This window comes from Bartonella sp. AP331QHHD (assembly GCF_042195905.1).
In the GTDB taxonomy this organism is placed as follows: domain Bacteria; phylum Pseudomonadota; class Alphaproteobacteria; order Rhizobiales; family Rhizobiaceae; genus Bartonella.
Window position 1 is genome coordinate 74860 of the sequence record NZ_JBHIPG010000052.1, and the last position, 16915, is coordinate 91774.

Consider the following 16915-nt stretch of genomic DNA (forward strand, 5'->3'; position numbering starts at 1 on the left):
ACAAATGGGAAAAAACTATGAAACAGCCAATAACATCTATTTATCGTTTGGAAGACTACCAACCAACCCCTTACGTTATCCCTAAAACACAACTTTCTTTCCAATTAGCACCGACAAAAACCTATGTTACAGCCATATTGTCTATTGAATCCCGTCACGATACAAAAGAATTAACACCTCTTGTTCTTTCTGGTGATGATCTTACTTTAATTTCCGTTTCTATTAATGATGAGATATTAGCCCCAAACACTTATAAAGTGACGCCTTCACGTTTAGAAATTACAACGCCACCAACGGCTCCTTTTACATTGAAATTGGTTACAGAACTGAATCCTGAAAGCAACCGCCAACTTATGGGGCTTTACCTTTCAAATGGTGTTTATTGCTCACAATGCGAATCGGAAGGTTTTCGTCGTATTACTTATTTTTACGACCGCCCAGATGTTCTTTCTACCTATAGAGTGAAAATTGAAGCAGATTCCCAAACAATCCCAATCTTGCTTTCCAATGGTAATCTGGTGGAAACAGGAACTTTAGAGAATAATCGCCATTTTGCCATTTGGGAAGATCCTTATCCCAAACCATCTTATCTCTTTGCTTTAGTAGGTGGAGATCTTGATAAGTTAGAAGACCATTTTACAACTGTATCTGGACGACGTATCGAGCTTGGTATCTATGTAGAAAAAGGAAAAACCGAACGCGCAACCTACGCAATGGATGCTCTTAAACGTTCCATGCGTTGGGATGAACAATGTTTCGGACGCGAATATGATCTTGATATTTTCAATATTGTCGCTGTGTCCGACTTTAACATGGGAGCAATGGAAAACAAAGGCCTTAACGTTTTTAATGATAAATATGTTCTTGTCGATCCTGAAACAGCAACCGATCAGGATTATAGAAATGTTGAACGTGTCATTGCACATGAATATTTCCATAATTGGAGCGGTAATCGTGTTACCTGTCGCGATTGGTTTCAACTCTGTTTAAAAGAAGGATTCACTGTTTATCGTGATCAGGAATTTTCATCAGATCAAAATGTACGCAGCCTACAGCGAATTGAAAATGTAAAAGCATTAAAAGCGACGCAATTTGCAGAAGACGCAGGACCTCTTGCGCATCCTGTACGTCCTCGTCAATATAGCCAAATTAATAATTTTTACACCACAACTGTTTATGAAAAAGGTGCTGAAGTTGTTCGCATGATACGAACTATTTTAGGTCCTACTCTTTTTCGTAAAGGCACTGATCTTTATTTTCAACGTCATGATGGACAAGCTTGTACAATTGAAGATTTTATTACCTGTTTTGCTGAAGTGTCTGGTCAAGACTTCTCCCAATTCATGCTATGGTATGAACAGGCAGGAACACCCAATGTAGAAATCGATAGTCATTATAGCGATGGTGTTTTAACAATTCATGCAAAGCAACATATTCCCGTTACCCCACAACAAAAAACAAAAAAGCCCATGTTTATCCCTATCGCTTTTGGACTCCTAGGACCTAATGGAGAAAACCTCACCTATGAAGCAGATACAGATATTCAATCAGATGTTATGCTTTTATCCAAGGAAAGCCAAACGTTTACATTAAAAGGACTGCGTGAAAAACCCGTTTTATCACTGCTGCGAGACTTCTCAGCACCAATTATTCTACACACGCCATTTAATGAAAATGAACTTATTTTTCTTGCACAACATGATGACAATCACCTTAATCGCTGGCAATCTCTTAATCATTTAATGACGCAAGCTTTGCTTCAAAGCATTCAAGATAAAACACAAGAAAAAGCAACTCTCCCTTCTGCTTTGCTAAAGCTGATTGAAACAATCATAACAGATGAAACCTTAGAGCCTGAATTTCGTGCCTTCTGTTTAAATTTACCTAGTGAAGTTGAGCTTGCTCATACAATTGGTAAAAATATTGATCCAGATCGTATTCATTACGTGCGCAATCAGTTTCTCGCTTCACTTGCACAAACACATCAAAAACTCTTAACAAAATTTTATGAACAAATGCAAACCCAAGAACCCTATTCACCAGACACTGTACAAGCCGGAAAGCGAGCATTAAAGAATATCATACTGGATTACCTTTCCATTGCTGAAGCCAATCCAAATCGAGCTGCTATACAATATGCAACAGCTGATAATATGACTGACCGTATGGCCAGTATCGCTGTTCTCGTGAAGCGTTTTAATGAAAATGAGCAGGCACAAAATGCCTTAAATGATTTTGAAAACCGCTATCGGCATGACCCTTTGGTCATGGATAAATGGTTTTCTATTCAAGCAATGGTTGCTGACACATCAACACTCGAGAATGTTCAAAAGCTCATGCAACATCCGCTGTTTTCACAAGATAATCCTAATCGTGTACGTTCTCTAATCGGTGTTTTTGCCTCTAACAATCTCACGGGCTTTAACAGGATGGATGGAGCATCTTATCATTTTCTTTGCCAAGTCATTTTGGAAATTGACAAAAAAAATCCACAGCTTGCTTCACGATTATTAACAATGATGCGCTCTTGGCGACAATTAGAACCTATTCGACAACAAAAACTTGAAACTGAATTAAAAATGATTGCTGCTGCGCCAAAATTATCAAGCGATGTTGCTGATATCATCAACCGTCTGCTTACTTGAAACAAAAAATTATTTTAAATCAATATGCTATAATATTTTTTAAAATAAATTCTATAAACTATTCGATCATCATTAAACCTATAAACAGGCAATCTAAGCCTGTTTATAGGTCACGTTTAAAGTACTTTTTTCTTTTCATATTCCAAAATCATAAAAGTAAAATTATTTTTTTAAAAAAAAGACTGGACAGAAGACTCCTGTTTTGATTCATTGCACTCGATGGGGTTACTATGAATATCGAAGCAGTTTTTAAATCACATTATTCCAGAATTAAAGGAACGCGAAATGGCTAAATTGGACGCATATAATGCGCCAAGGGAGATGTATGCTGATTCAAAATCAAGCGCTCAAAGTCGCAAGGAGCGGACAGAGCGTACCAATCTGTTTTCTGGTTCTGCCTATAAAAAACTTCTTTTTATTGAACCTTGGCTGCGACGTTCACTCCCATTTGTAATTCTTGCATTTCTTGTTATACTAGCAGCAATCCGTTTCCTATCAATCTATGATTGGCGCAACACAATTGATAAAAACACGCATTCTACCATCGCTCTCTTAGCTTCTCATATTACCAATACAATCGACCGTGACTTACTTGCCGCCACTCGACAAGGAAAAGCTGCTGCTCTTTCTCATAATCATTTACAAAATATCCTGACTAATTTTCGTAACAAAGGTTTTATAAAAACCAGCGCTGTTATTGCTATTGTCGATCAAAAAGGCAATGTCCTAGCTTCATCAAGTTCCGAGATTGTCTTAGGAAAACCCTTACAGAATTTTACCTCTGAAAGCATTACTTTACAAGCTCTAGGAAAACATGCTGGAATCATGAAAATTACAATAGGAAAAGATATTCCTGCTCTCGCTTCCTTTCAGCAAACAGAAAATGGACAATATGGGGTATTCATCAGTGAAAAAATGCAACATATTTACATGGAATGGCGGAAAGCTCTCTCGTTAAATATAACCATGTTCATTGGAACTAGTGGCGTTATCCTTGCTCTTCTTTATGCTTATTACAACCAAATTGTACGAGCACGCAAAACAGATCTTGTTTCAGAAAAAATTCAAAACCGTATTGATATGGCAATGATGCGTGGACGCTGTGGACTATGGGATTGGAATATGGCAAGTGGACGCGTCTACTGGTCACGAGCAATGTACGAAATGCTCGGCTATGTCCCTCAAGATGCATTGCTCTCAATTTCCCAAATTAGCGCCATTATCAATCCAAATGATGCGAATTTTTTTGACCTTGCTCAGGAATTAATGAGCGGTAAAAAAAAGCATATCGATATTAACGTTCCTATGCGTCATGCTGATGGTCATTATGTATGGATGCGCATTCGTGCCGAAGTTACTGAAGAAGAAGAACCCCATTTGGTTGGTATTTCCTTCGATATTAGTGAACAGCAACAATTGGCTGAACAAACAGCGCAAGCCGACCTTCGTATCCGTGATGCGATTGAAAACATTTCAGAATCTTTCGTCTTGTGGGATGCTGAAGGACGTTTAGTCATGTCCAACAGCAAATTTTGCGAATATGCCGCTATTCCTAAACAAATTCTCCAATCAGGTATCCAACGTGCAACCGTCGAAGCCATGGCACGCCCTGCACTCAGTGAATATCCCCTTAAAGATGATGGTACTGGTAACTTAACCAGTATTCGCCAAACGGCAGATGGTTGTTGGCTCAAAATTAACGAACGACGAACCCAAGATGGAGGATTGGTTTGTATTGGTACTGACATTTCTGAGCTTAAACAACAACAGGAAAAATTTGAAGACAGTGAAAGGCGTCTTTTCTCTTTCATTCAAGAACTCAAGCGCGCGCGAGGGAGTGCTCAACAACGCGCAACAGAAGTTGAAAAACTTAATAAAAGTCTGAAAGCAGAAAAAGAACGCGCCGAAAGTGCTAATAAGGCTAAATCAGAATTTTTAGCCAATATGTCTCATGAATTGCGCACGCCTCTGAATGCTATTCTTGGTTTTTCAGATATCATGTTGCAATCGACTTTTGGTCCTCTTGGTTCACAACGCTATAAGGAATATATGCATGATATTTACAATTCAGGAACCCATCTTCTAACCCTTATCAATGACATCCTTGATATGTCAAAAATCGAAGCAGGAAGATTTACGCTTGATTGTAAAAATACCGATCTTGAGCCCATCATTAGTGAAGCAGTACGAACACTAACACCTCAAGCTCAAGAAAAAAATATTGTTGTTACAACAAACATTACCCCAGAACTTCATGCTGAAGTTGATGGTCGTGCAATGAAACAGATTTTCCTTAATCTCATCTCTAATGCCGTTAAATTTACGCCTTCTGGCGGAAATATTGATGTCTGCGCTTTCAAGAAAAAAAATAACCTTATTTTTAAAATTACAGATACAGGCGTTGGTATTCCCCAATCAGCAATTAAAAAACTTGGGCAACCTTTTGAACAAGTCGAAAATCAGCTCACTAAATCTCATACGGGCTCAGGTCTTGGATTAGCCATTTCACGCTCCTTGCTAGAACTCCACAAAGGAAAACTTGAAATTACTTCAAAAGAAATGAAAGGAACAACTGTAACGATTATAATGCCCATCACACAAAGTTAAATTTTTCCATTTTGTTCCCGTTGTAGTAAAATCTGTTTCCGTTTTTCCCCCCAACGATACCCTGAAATAAAACCATTTTTACGCACAACACGATGACACGGAATGATAATAGCCAATTCGTTACGTGCACAGGCATGAGCAACGGCACGAAAAGCTTTCGGCATACCAATACGGCATGCTAAGATCTCATATGAAATTGTTTCACCACATGGTATATCACATAATACTGCCCATACTTGTCGTTGAAAAACTGTACCATTTATATCTAAGGGAAAATTATATTTTTTTACCAGCTTAGGTGTTTCTATCATGGCTATAATATGGGCAACTTCTCTCTTAAATGTATTGTCACCTACAACTTGTTGTACATCACCAAAGCGTATCGTAAACTCCTGTAATAATTGCTCTATAGTGTCTCCTAACGCTATATGACAAATCCCTTTTTGAGACCTAGCCACCAAAAGCTTTCCTATTGATACATCTTTCAGACAGAATACTCTCGTTTGGGAAATATTCAGCATTTTAGCCTTCTTTATATTTTAAAAAGTTTTGAACATCATCCATAAAGTAAAGGGAGAGTATTCACTATCTTTTAAAAACAAACAAAATCATTCTGAAATTATCTCCTTAGCCATTGTATTAAATACACTCTCACCTTTTTATGAAATGGAAAGATACATAGATTGACTTTCTTCCTACCCTAAGACGGAAACTTCGACCAGAGCTGATCTATCAACAATCTTGCTTTTTATATAACAGATTCCAACTGAACCCATTTGATATGGTTTATTTCATAAGCTCTCTACAGACAAATCCTGCTCTGAATTCTATCATACACTCTAACAAAAACACCTTAATGTGGTAAATTTTCATACCTTATATCACAACTCTAAACGGCAGTATTTTACGGAACAACACGATAAGCTTCCCATTTTATTTTACGAAATCCCATCGAACCATAAATAATAGCTTATGTTTTACAAGCAACAGAAAAAGCGCGTGCTCTCTTAAGCAAAAAACGTCATAAAACACAAAGAAAGTATGCCGGCAATGGATTGGAAAGATGTTCCGGCTTTTTATGCTCCACAGTATGCTTGAATATTCTAATTTGTTGGAGCACTGTTATTATTTTTTATCAAAGGTCATACTTTTGATAAACTGACGAGATGACTCAACTCAAAAAAGAAATTTATCTTCAATTTTATGAAAAAAAGCATGGAAAAGGTATTTTAATGCTTACTTTCTTTTTCACTTAACTTATAAAATGACGGTAGCCTCAGAACTAAAATATTTTGCCCGCAACAATCACACACAGATATTTGTCATAGGAAAAAGTCATGCCCAAACGCACAGATATAAAATCTATTCTTATCATCGGAGCAGGACCTATTATCATTGGTCAGGCATGTGAATTTGATTATTCAGGCACTCAAGCCTGTAAAGCATTAAAAGAAGAAGGTTACCGAATTATTTTGGTAAATTCTAATCCTGCCACGATTATGACAGATCCAGATCTAGCTGATGCAACTTATATAGAGCCCATTACTCCTGAAATAGTTGCCAAAATTATTGCTCACGAGCGTCCCGATGCCCTTTTGCCCACTATGGGAGGACAAACAGCCCTCAATACTGCTTTATCATTAAAGCGCATGGGTATTCTAGACCGCTATCATGTTGAAATGATAGGAGCCAATGCTGATGCTATTGATAAAGCTGAAGATCGTGCTTTATTCCGCCAAGCGATGGCAAAAATCGGTTTGGAAACGCCACGCTCTATGTTAGCCAATGCAACAGAACTGAAAGAAGAAAATCGCCAACAACACGCAAAAACGTGTGCTGAACTTAAAGCAAAACTTTCTGGTGCTGCGCTTGACAAAGCACTCGAAGAACTTGAGCGCAACTGGCGACATACCGAAGCTGATCGCAAACAACATTATATTGCTCATGCAACAGCAAAAGCAGTTCAAGCTCTTGATGTTGTTGGGCTTCCAGCTATTATTCGTCCTTCATTCACCCTTGGTGGAACTGGTGGTGGAATCGCTTATAACCGCTCTGAATTCTATGAAATTATTGAACGTGGGCTTGAAGCTTCACCAACAACAGAAGTATTAATTGAAGAAAGTGTTTTAGGGTGGAAAGAATATGAGATGGAAGTTGTTCGTGATAAGAACGACAACTGTATCATCGTTTGTTCTATTGAAAACATTGATCCAATGGGGATTCATACCGGTGATTCGATCACTGTAGCACCTGCTCTCACCTTAACCGATAAAGAATATCAATGTATGCGTAATGCTTCGATTGCTGTTTTGCGAGAAATTGGTGTTGAAACGGGGGGATCCAATGTACAGTTTGCTGTCAATCCTGAAAATGGGCGCCTCATTGTTATTGAAATGAATCCGCGTGTTTCTCGCTCTTCAGCGCTTGCCTCAAAAGCAACGGGGTTTCCCATTGCCAAAGTAGCGGCTAAACTGGCTGTTGGTTATACACTTGATGAATTAAAAAATGATATCACGGGTGGTGCAACACCAGCATCATTTGAACCTTCTATTGACTATATTGTGACAAAAATTCCTCGTTTTGCGTTCGAAAAATTTCCCGGTTCATCACCTGTCCTCACAACTGCGATGAAATCTGTAGGAGAAGTCATGGCAATTGGACGCACTTTTCAAGAATCGTTACAAAAAGCACTCCGTGGACTTGAAACAGGGCTTACGGGTCTTGATGAAATTGTGATTCCAGAGCATGCTGAAGGTGATGAAAAAAGTTCTATACGCTCAGCCATTGCCATACCAAGCCCTGATCGTCTACGCTATATTGCTCAAGCCATGCGCACAGGCTTACCCTTAAATGAGATTCACCAAATTAGCAAAATTGATCCGTGGTTTTTAGAACAAATAGCCTCCATCATTGAAATGGAGCAGCGTATCCGCATTCATGGATTACCCCAAGACGCAGATAATTTACGTATGTTAAAAGCTATGGGCTTTTCAGATGCGCGATTAGCCTCCCTTACAGGGAAAGAACCCGATTATATCGCAGCTTTACGTAAATCACTGAATGTTAAACACGTCTTCAAACGGATTGATACTTGTGCCGCTGAATTTTCTTCTCCTACAGCCTATATGTATTCAACATATGAAGTTCCCTTTGCAGGTGTAGAGCACTCGGAAGCACACGTTTCTGAACGCAAAAAAATTGCTATTTTAGGCGGTGGACCAAACCGCATTGGGCAAGGTATTGAATTTGATTACTGTTGCTGCCACGCTGCTTTTGCACTGCGTGATGCAGGATTTGAAGCGATTATGATTAACTGTAATCCTGAAACAGTTTCAACCGACTATGATACCTCTGATCGCCTTTACTTTGAATCTTTAACAACAGAAGACGTTATCGCTATTTTAGAAGCAGAACAGGAAAAAGGAGATTTGGTTGGAGTCATCGTCCAATTTGGCGGACAAACACCCTTGAAATTGGCAAGCGCTCTAGAAAAATACAATATCCCCATCCTAGGTACTTCACCTGACGCTATCGACTTAGCAGAAGATAGAGACCGCTTTCAAAAACTGTTATTTAAACTTAATTTAACACAACCTCAAAATGGTATTGCCCACTCCATTGAACAAGCACGCCTCATTGCCCACGAACTAGGCTTCCCTTTGGTTGTACGTCCCTCTTATGTTTTAGGAGGACGTGCTATGCAAATTATTCGTGATGAACGTAGCTTACAAAATTATTTACTTGAGAGTGTCCCTGAATTAATTTCAGAAGATATCAAAGTCCGTTATCCTAACGACACAACAGGACAAATCAATATATTGCTTGGTAAAAATCCGCTTCTCTTTGATACCTATTTAACAGAAGCAATTGAAGTAGATGTTGATTGTCTATGTGATGGTAACGAAACACTAATCGTTGGTATTATGGAACATATTGAAGAAGCTGGTATCCACTCTGGTGATTCAGCATGTTCTCTACCAGTCCATACGCTCTCAAATAAAATAGTTACTGAATTAGAGCGCCAAACCAAAGCATTAGCACAAGCACTTCATGTTCGCGGCTTAATGAATGTACAATATGCTATAAAAGATGACACCATTTATGTCTTAGAAGTCAATCCCCGTGCTTCACGTACTGTCCCATTTGTTGCAAAAACGATTGGTCGCCCTATTGCTAAAATGGCTGCACGTATTATGGCAGGAGAAACGCTTCATGATGCTCTTGAAGCTTATGGTGGATTACCTTCTTTGCAAAAAAAACAACATATTGCCGTCAAGGAAGCAGTATTTCCTTTTGCTCGTTTTTCAGGTGTTGATACACTTCTTGGTCCAGAAATGCGCTCAACCGGTGAAGTTATGGGACTTGACTATGAATTTTCGCTTGCTTTTGCTAAAGCCCAACTTGGAGCTGGTGTAAAACTCCCTAAAAAGGGAACTTTGTTCGTTTCTGTAAGGGATGAAGATAAAAAACGCATCTTAAATCCTGTAAAACGTTTAACTGAGCTTGGCTTTTCTGTTGTCGCCACAAGTGGAACACAAAAATTTCTCACCGAACACCACGTTGAAGCAAAAAAAATTAACAAAGTTCTAGAGGGACACCCCCATATTGAAGACGCTATTCGTAATCGCCAAATTCAATTGATTTTTAATACAACTAGCACTGCCAGTGCCATCTCAGACTCAAAATCATTACGTTATGCAGCACTCATGCAAAATGTTCCCTATTATACAACAATAGCTGGAGCCGAAGCCGTCGTAGAAGCGATCAAAGCACTCAAAAAAAGGCACCTTGAGGTACGTTCACTACAAAGTTATTTTAGTTGAATTTTTTTCTACTTAGCAAAATATACACTGTTTTCTTATTTTTTCTTTATATAAAAATTGATTAAGACTTGCTTTTTGTTCTAAAAACTTTTATAGAGGTTTCATCGAATTTTCGGTTACGTGACTTTCTTTCCTGTGCAATCTGCACTTTCGACGAAACTTCTCCCACCTAATTTCGATCTACAACCGTATTGAAGAAATGAAAGCTTCAATGCTCAATATAATTATATATTCTAAGGAGTTTCCTATGTCTACAGGAACAGTTAAGTGGTTTAATACAACAAAAGGTTTCGGATTCATTCAGCCTAGCGATGGTAGTGCAGATGTATTTGTACACATTTCTGCCGTCGAGCGTTCAGGTCTAAACAGTCTTAATGAAGGGCAAAAAATCTCTTATGATGTTCTTCAAGATCGTCGTTCAGGAAAATTTGCCGCTGGTAACCTTGCAGCACTTTAAAGTTTAAATTCTGCAATATTTTATTTAGAAATCTTCGTCTGTAAAGACGAAGATTTTTTTATTTTGTATAAAGCATTATTTTACCTTGTTAAAATAAAAGACTGCTTATCTCCTTTGCACAATTTATCAAACCTCTCTTATACTTCCTCAAAAACTTTCATAAAATCTACGAAGAGATTATCTTGTAAAATATCTCAAAAAAGAAGAATATAAAGCCCGTGTAAGAGTATTTTGGAAGTTTTTTATTGCATACAATATAATCTCTTATAGAATATCCTTAAAGCAATAACCATTTGTTGATATAATATAAGGATTTAAAATTATGGCTTTTATTGCCGACAAACTGTCTCGTATCAAACCTTCTGCAACAATTGCTGCTTCTCAAAAGGCCCGCCATTTAAAAGCATTAGGGCGCAATGTTATTGCTTTAAGTGCTGGAGAGCCAGACTTTGATACCCCAGACAACATCAAAAACGCGGCTATTGAAGCTATTCGAAGGGGAGAAACAAAATACCCTCCCATATCAGGAATTCCAGAATTGCGCCAAGCAATTTCTGCAAAGTTTAAAAGAGAAAATAATCTTCTTTACCAACCAGAACAAATTATTGTTGGTACCGGTGGAAAACAAATTCTCTTTAATGCATTCATGGCAACTTTGAATAAAGGAGATGAGGTCATCATTCCATCCCCTTATTGGGTTAGTTATCCAGAAATGGTCGCACTCAACGATGGTACGCCTGTCTTTTTAGAAACAAAAGCCGAATTTTCTTATAAACTCCAACCACAAGAGCTAGAAGCTGCCATTACCCCCAAAACCAAATGGTTCATCTTTAACTCTCCTTCAAATCCATCAGGTGCCGCTTATACACATAATGAATTGAAAAAACTTACAGATGTTTTAGTAAAATATCCTCATGTTTATATCCTTTCCGATGATATATATGAACATCTCACATATGAGGGTTTTACCTTTGTGACTCCAGCTCAAGTAGAACCAGCGCTTTATGAGCGTACACTCACAATGAATGGTGTTTCTAAAGCCTATGCGATGACGGGATGGAGAATCGGTTATGCAGGCGGACCACAAGAACTCATTAAAGCCATGGATACCATTCAAGGACAGCAAACATCTGGAACAAGTGTCATTTCACAATGGGCTGCGGTTGAAGCACTCAACGGGCCACAAGACTTTATTGCTAAAAATAAAAGTATTTTTCAAGCACGCCGTGATCTCGTTGTCTCCATGCTAAATCAAGCTCCTGGCATTCACTGTCCAACGCCTGAGGGTGCTTTTTATGTTTATCCTTCTTGCACCGGACTTATTGGAAAGAAAACACCCAATGGTCAACGTATTACGAATGATGAAGACTTTGCCATAGCGCTTCTAGAAACAGAAGCTGTTGCTGTCGTCCAAGGATCTGCTTTTGGACTTGGATCAACTTTTCGTATTTCTTATGCAACATCAGAAGAATTACTTGAAAAAGCTTGTATACGTATACAGCGTTTTTGCAACAGTTTAATTTAAAATTTTTAATATCATCTCTTGTGATTGTTTTTTGCCGAATGTTAGTATATCCGAGAAAATATCTGAAACTGTGTCATGGTCTAAATCTATCGATTCAGCAAAAATATCTATGAATAAACACAAAAATAGATGCTGTAGATAAAGATCAAAAAAATTTAGCTATCAAATAAATGAATCGGTCTATTATCATAAGAGATGACAAGCCTATTCTACTTTCTCCATTCAATTTATAACTCTAAAAAAGACCGAGCACTTTTAAACACAATTGCCCTTATAATCAAAGGCCCTTACAATAAAATCTCTTCTATTTCTCAGCTTCTTCTTCGTCCTAAAACGAAGAAGAAGCCACCTCCCATCGTTGTGTAAGCAATCCAGTTTCCTTTAAGTTCTATTTAATAACTACTTGATTTACTTCATAGGCTTTATGAACAAGACCTGCCTTAAATATTCACCTCACATTCTAATAAAAAGCACTTCATGTATAAGGTTTTAAATATTTTATATCACACCCCTAAAAGACAGACTTTTACAGTACAATAGAATATCCCCTCTCAAACTCCTCATTGAATTTTAGTATTCTTAAAAAAATTGTTGGATATCCACCAGTTTCGAAATTTTTTCTTTATCATCTTCCCATATATTGCAATTTCTAGGGACTCTTTCAAAAATTTAAAAAAAAGCCGGACATTTGTCCGGCAAATTTGGAAAATCCTCAGAGATAAAATCAATCTGATAGATCTTCGTAAGGGAACACTCAAGAAAACGAAACTGGGAGGCAACATAATCAAGAGATAGTATTCTATGTCATTTTATAAGGAAAAGCACAATAAAGACTTAAGCGTATCTGCTATGCAATAAACACATAGCTTTAAATTTGTCTCCATCATGTACCACTCTCTTTAATTAAATAGTAAAAATGTTAACTACACCATCACACGATTGTCCATTTTTCAATATATAATAACCCTCACGGTTGCTAGTATTCATAAAAAACATTTATCCCTCTTTTCAAAAATATTTACCCGTACGGACTCCCTCCACTTTTAATGTGCAACAAATAATTTTAATTGATTCAATATAGGCAAATTTGAAACGAAAGAATATTACGGGAGTCTCAAGTTGCAAAACAGCTAATTATTCCTTATAAATTAAGATATTAATATTAAAAAGACCACTGGCGAGCTTTTAAAAAAATATAATCTCGAAAAGCATTTAACCTTGCCAAATTCTTTAAATTATAAGGATAACAAAAAAAAGTATCAAAAGAAGGAATATCAACCATATCAGGAAAAAGACGCACTAAATGCTCATCATTATTGACGATATAATCAGGAAGCACAGCAATCCCAAGATCACGCATAAGCGCATTCTTTATTGAGATGATATTGTTGATTTGTAAAACTGAAACGCGCAATGATCCATCACTTCTACCAGCCTTTTCCAACCAATTTAAACCAGACAAATAAGGTGGAACAGGTTCACCGAACGAAATAATACGATGCTCATCGAGATCAGACAATTTTTCCGGCTTTCCATAATTTGCAATATACTTTTCCGAAGCATAGACATGCATATGAATTGTAAAGAGTTTTCTTTGTATAAGATCAGGTTGTTTGGGTTGATGTAAGCGAACAGCACAATCCGCATGACACATTGTCAAATCAAGCTCTTCATCGGAAAGCAAAAGCTGAACCTGCATATCAGGATAAAGACTAAGAAATTCTGGCATACGCTCTGCAATCCACCCTGCCCCCATTCCAAAGGTCGAGGTCACACGCAAGTGCCCCGTTGGTTTTGCATAGCTTTCACTTAATTGCAAACGCACACTTTCAAGCTTCATCAAAACATCATGAGCTGTACGATAAAGAGTTTCTCCCTGTTCTGTAAGAATCAAACCACGCGCATGACGTTGAAATAAGGATACCCCAACCTCTTGTTCTAAAGCCGAAACCTGTCGTGAAACGGCTGATTGAGATAAATGAAGTTTTTGAGCAGCATGCGTAAAAGATCCCGCTTCTGCTGCAGCGTGAAAAACCCTTAACTTATCCCAATCCAACGGTGGCGCCACAATTAATTCTACCTCTATATTCTCTATGTTCTCAATGAATGACTAACGCCTGGGTATATCCAAAAACCGTTCTGCTTCCAACGCTGCCATACATCCTCTTCCCGCAGCTGTTACAGCTTGGCGGAATGTTTCATCTGTCACATCCCCAGCAGCAAAAACACCAGCAATGCTTGTTGCTGTTGAGTCGGGTGCTGTCCATAAATAGCCGCCTCGTTTTTGTTTCAGCTGTCCTTCAAACAGAGAAACAGCAGGATCATGCCCAATGGCAATAAATATGCCCTCTGCATTCACTTTCATCTCGTGACCTGTCTTAACATTTTTCAGACGTGCCCCTGTTACAACAGCGCCCATTGAATCTTGAGCTGGCAGCCCCACAATTTCTTCAACCACATGATCCCAAAGAACACGCACATTATTACAAGCCAGCAACCTATCTTGTAAAATTTTTTCTGCCCGAAACTGCCCCCGCCTGTGAACCACGCTTACACTTTTAGCCAAATGCGATAAATAAAGTGCTTCTTCAACAGCCGTATTTCCTCCTCCCACGACAATAACGTCCTTATCACGATAAAAAAAGCCATCACATGTAGCACAAGCGGAAACACCTCCGCCCATAAAGGTCTGTTCACTTTCTAAACCAAGCCAGCGCGCTTGAGCTCCTGTTGCAATAATCAGTGCATCACAAGAATATTGTGTTCCTGAATCCCCATATAAGACAAAAGGATACTTCAACAAATCAGCCTTTATAATTGTATCATAAACAATTTTTGTCCCCATATTCTCAGCTTGTTTTGCCATTTGTTCCATCAACCATGGTCCTTGAATGGGATCTGCAAAACCTGGATAATTCTCAACATCAGTTGTAATTGTCAATTGTCCCCCCTGCTGCAAGCCCGTCACCAAAACCGGCTTAAGCATTGCTCTTGCTGCATAGACCGCCGCTGTATAACCAGCCGGACCTGAGCCAATAATCAGCAGACGAATATGCGATTGTACCATTAAATCCCCTTCACTTTATTATAAATTAATTATTCTATAAATGATAACGGAATGCAGCCTTTTAAAAAAATATTTTTCAAGAGCCCTAATTATGTTATGTATACTTCTTTTCAAGTTTTATGAAAAGGTCTGATTACTAATTCATCAAGGCACGCTAATGTTAAGAATTAATCCTTATCCTATAAAGAGAAAAATGTAACTTCTTATGAGCACAAAACCATAATAAAAAGAGATACAAAGATAGGGAACGATCATTTTTCAATTTATTATCAATGTCTGTGCACGTTTTGCCTTAATCATGGGAGGAGCAATGCTTTTGCCAATTTTTGTGGATTTGCACGACAACAATCGTAATTGGATAAGCTTTCTCTATTCTTGTGCCATAACCACCATGTTAGCAACGCTGATTCTTTTAGCAACTAAGGGAGCTACTTGTCGCTTTTCAGCACGGCTTGGCTTTATGCTCACTGTTTGTCTTTGGCTTACAGGAAGCATCGTAGGTGCCTTACCTCTTTATCTTTCTCCTCTTCCCATTTCTCTAGCAGGAGCCATTTTTGAATCTGTTTCTGGAATTACAACAACAGGCTCCACAGTCCTTTCTGATCTTGATAATTTATCGCGAAGTATTTTATTATGGCGTTCTCTTATATGCTGGATTGGGGGCATTGGTTTTATCGGTTTAGCCCTCTTAATTTTGCCTTCACTGCGTGTGGGTGGCGTGCGACTTTTTCATATGGAATCATCTGATAAATCTGAAAAAATATTGCCTCGCATCAACCAAATTGCTAACGGAATTATCATCGCTTATGTTGGGTTAACATTGGCTTGTATGCTTTCTTATTTTGCTGCAGGCATGAATTTATTTGATGCCATTAACCATGCAATGAGTACAGTAGCAACAGCTGGTTTTTCAACGCATGATGCTTCTTTTGGCTATTTTTCTGATACACCAGCCATCTTAATTATTTCAACAATCTTCATGTTGCTTTCTGCTTTACCTTTCGTACTTTATGTTAAATTAGTCCTTCCTGGACACTCTAAACGCTTCCTTGACCCACAAGTGATTGTTTTTCTCCATATCGTTCTCCTTTTCAGCTTTGCTTTAGCGGCATGGCTACGGTTTTATGATCATCGCGCGTTCCACTTGATTTTCCTTGATGTCATTTTTCACCTTTCATCCATTATTAGCACCACCGGTTACAGCGCTGAAGATTATCAACTTTGGGGACCGTTTGCGCTTGGAATTTTCTTTATTGTTTCTTTTACAGGCGGATGTGCTGGTTCTACTTCTGGTGGCATGAAAATCAATCGCCTCATTATTCTTTGGCGTATTACACAAACAAATATAGAAAAACTTCTTTCTCCTAATGTCGTTGTAAAAGCGCGCTACGATCACTCAAATATATCAAATGATGTTGCTCAAGCCGTTTTGTTTTTTGTCTGTCTTTATATGTTTTGCCTTGTTATCGGCACTGCACTTTTGCTTACAACCGGTCTTGACTTTACCTCTGCCTTTACGGGGGTCTTAACCGCACTTTCAAATGTTGGTCCAGGCTTTGGAGATATTATTGGCCCCACTGGTAATTTCTCTACAATCAACGATCATGCTTTATGGATTTTAAGTTTTCTAATGTTAGCTGGACGCCTTGAAATCATAACAATATTCGTCCTTTTTATTCCCGCTTTCTGGCGTGAACAATTCTAATGTATAGAGTATTTTATGCTACCATGATAAAAAATTGACAAGATAAAAAGGCGAGAACAGTATGCGTCATAATATTCACCCCTTAC

General features: G+C 38.2%; 9 protein-coding genes. 6 read left to right on the forward strand and 3 right to left on the reverse strand.

Going from position 1 to position 16915, the window contains the following annotated elements; translation table 11 throughout:
• Positions 1-17: 17 nt before the first annotated feature.
• Both pepN and ACFIMS_RS05960 read left to right on the forward strand, forming a co-directional pair.
• Positions 18-2645 (forward strand): aminopeptidase N, encoded by a 2628-nt coding sequence (gene pepN / locus ACFIMS_RS05955; RefSeq protein ID WP_375696485.1) that lies wholly within the window; start codon positions 18-20, stop codon positions 2643-2645.
• 285 nt (positions 2646-2930) lie between these two features.
• On the forward strand, positions 2931-5252 hold the full coding sequence (locus ACFIMS_RS05960) for an ATP-binding protein (protein WP_375638080.1): 2322 nt from the start codon (positions 2931-2933) through the stop codon (positions 5250-5252).
• Here the strand turns inward: ACFIMS_RS05960 and ACFIMS_RS05965 are convergent.
• The gene (locus ACFIMS_RS05965) at positions 5249-5773 is read right to left on the reverse strand and encodes a methylated-DNA--[protein]-cysteine S-methyltransferase (RefSeq protein ID WP_375611196.1); all 525 of its coding nucleotides are present in this window, start codon (positions 5771-5773) and stop codon (positions 5249-5251) included. The genes ACFIMS_RS05960 and ACFIMS_RS05965 overlap by 4 nt on opposite strands.
• Before the next feature lie 816 nt (positions 5774-6589).
• On the opposite strand from ACFIMS_RS05965, the gene carB reads away from it, so the two are divergent.
• The 3 genes from carB (at position 6590) to ACFIMS_RS05980 (ending at position 12057) form a co-directional block, all read left to right on the forward strand.
• Positions 6590-10075, forward strand: a complete 3486-nt coding sequence (gene carB, locus ACFIMS_RS05970) for a carbamoyl-phosphate synthase large subunit (RefSeq protein ID WP_375696486.1) — start codon at positions 6590-6592, stop codon at positions 10073-10075.
• A 247-nt stretch (positions 10076-10322) separates the two neighbouring features.
• On the forward strand, positions 10323-10532 hold the full coding sequence (locus ACFIMS_RS05975) for a cold-shock protein (protein WP_012754908.1): 210 nt from the start codon (positions 10323-10325) through the stop codon (positions 10530-10532).
• A gap of 322 nt (positions 10533-10854) precedes the next feature.
• The gene (locus ACFIMS_RS05980) at positions 10855-12057 is read left to right on the forward strand and encodes a pyridoxal phosphate-dependent aminotransferase (RefSeq protein WP_375612967.1); all 1203 of its coding nucleotides are present in this window, start codon (positions 10855-10857) and stop codon (positions 12055-12057) included.
• A gap of 1162 nt (positions 12058-13219) precedes the next feature.
• Here ACFIMS_RS05980 and ACFIMS_RS05985 read toward each other — a convergent pair.
• Positions 13220-14125: a LysR family transcriptional regulator gene (locus ACFIMS_RS05985; protein ID WP_273791217.1), complete on the reverse strand. Its 906-nt coding sequence runs from the start codon at positions 14123-14125 to the stop codon at positions 13220-13222.
• Between the two features lie 42 nt (positions 14126-14167).
• Positions 14168-15124 (reverse strand): thioredoxin-disulfide reductase, encoded by a 957-nt coding sequence (gene trxB, locus ACFIMS_RS05990; protein WP_375638079.1) that lies wholly within the window; start codon positions 15122-15124, stop codon positions 14168-14170.
• A 310-nt stretch (positions 15125-15434) separates the two neighbouring features.
• On the opposite strand from trxB, the gene ACFIMS_RS05995 reads away from it, so the two are divergent.
• Positions 15435-16829, forward strand: coding sequence for a TrkH family potassium uptake protein (locus ACFIMS_RS05995; RefSeq protein WP_375631664.1), 1395 nt, complete (start codon positions 15435-15437; stop codon positions 16827-16829).
• Positions 16830-16915 lie beyond the last annotated feature (86 nt).

Excerpts from the sequence above, each read along its gene's own strand:
- pepN (WP_375696485.1), top strand. The coding sequence starts at position 18 with ATGAAACAGCCAATAACATCTATTTATCGTTTGGAAGACTACCAACCA.
- ACFIMS_RS05960 (WP_375638080.1), top strand. The coding sequence starts at position 2,931 with ATGGCTAAATTGGACGCATATAATGCGCCAAGGGAGATGTATGCTGAT.
- ACFIMS_RS05965 (WP_375611196.1), bottom strand. The coding sequence starts at position 5,773 with ATGCTGAATATTTCCCAAACGAGAGTATTCTGTCTGAAAGATGTATCA.
- carB (WP_375696486.1), top strand. The coding sequence starts at position 6,590 with ATGCCCAAACGCACAGATATAAAATCTATTCTTATCATCGGAGCAGGA.
- ACFIMS_RS05975 (WP_012754908.1), top strand. The coding sequence starts at position 10,323 with ATGTCTACAGGAACAGTTAAGTGGTTTAATACAACAAAAGGTTTCGGA.
- ACFIMS_RS05980 (WP_375612967.1), top strand. The coding sequence starts at position 10,855 with ATGGCTTTTATTGCCGACAAACTGTCTCGTATCAAACCTTCTGCAACA.
- trxB (WP_375638079.1), bottom strand. The coding sequence starts at position 15,124 with ATGGTACAATCGCATATTCGTCTGCTGATTATTGGCTCAGGTCCGGCT.
- ACFIMS_RS05995 (WP_375631664.1), top strand. The coding sequence starts at position 15,435 with ATGCTTTTGCCAATTTTTGTGGATTTGCACGACAACAATCGTAATTGG.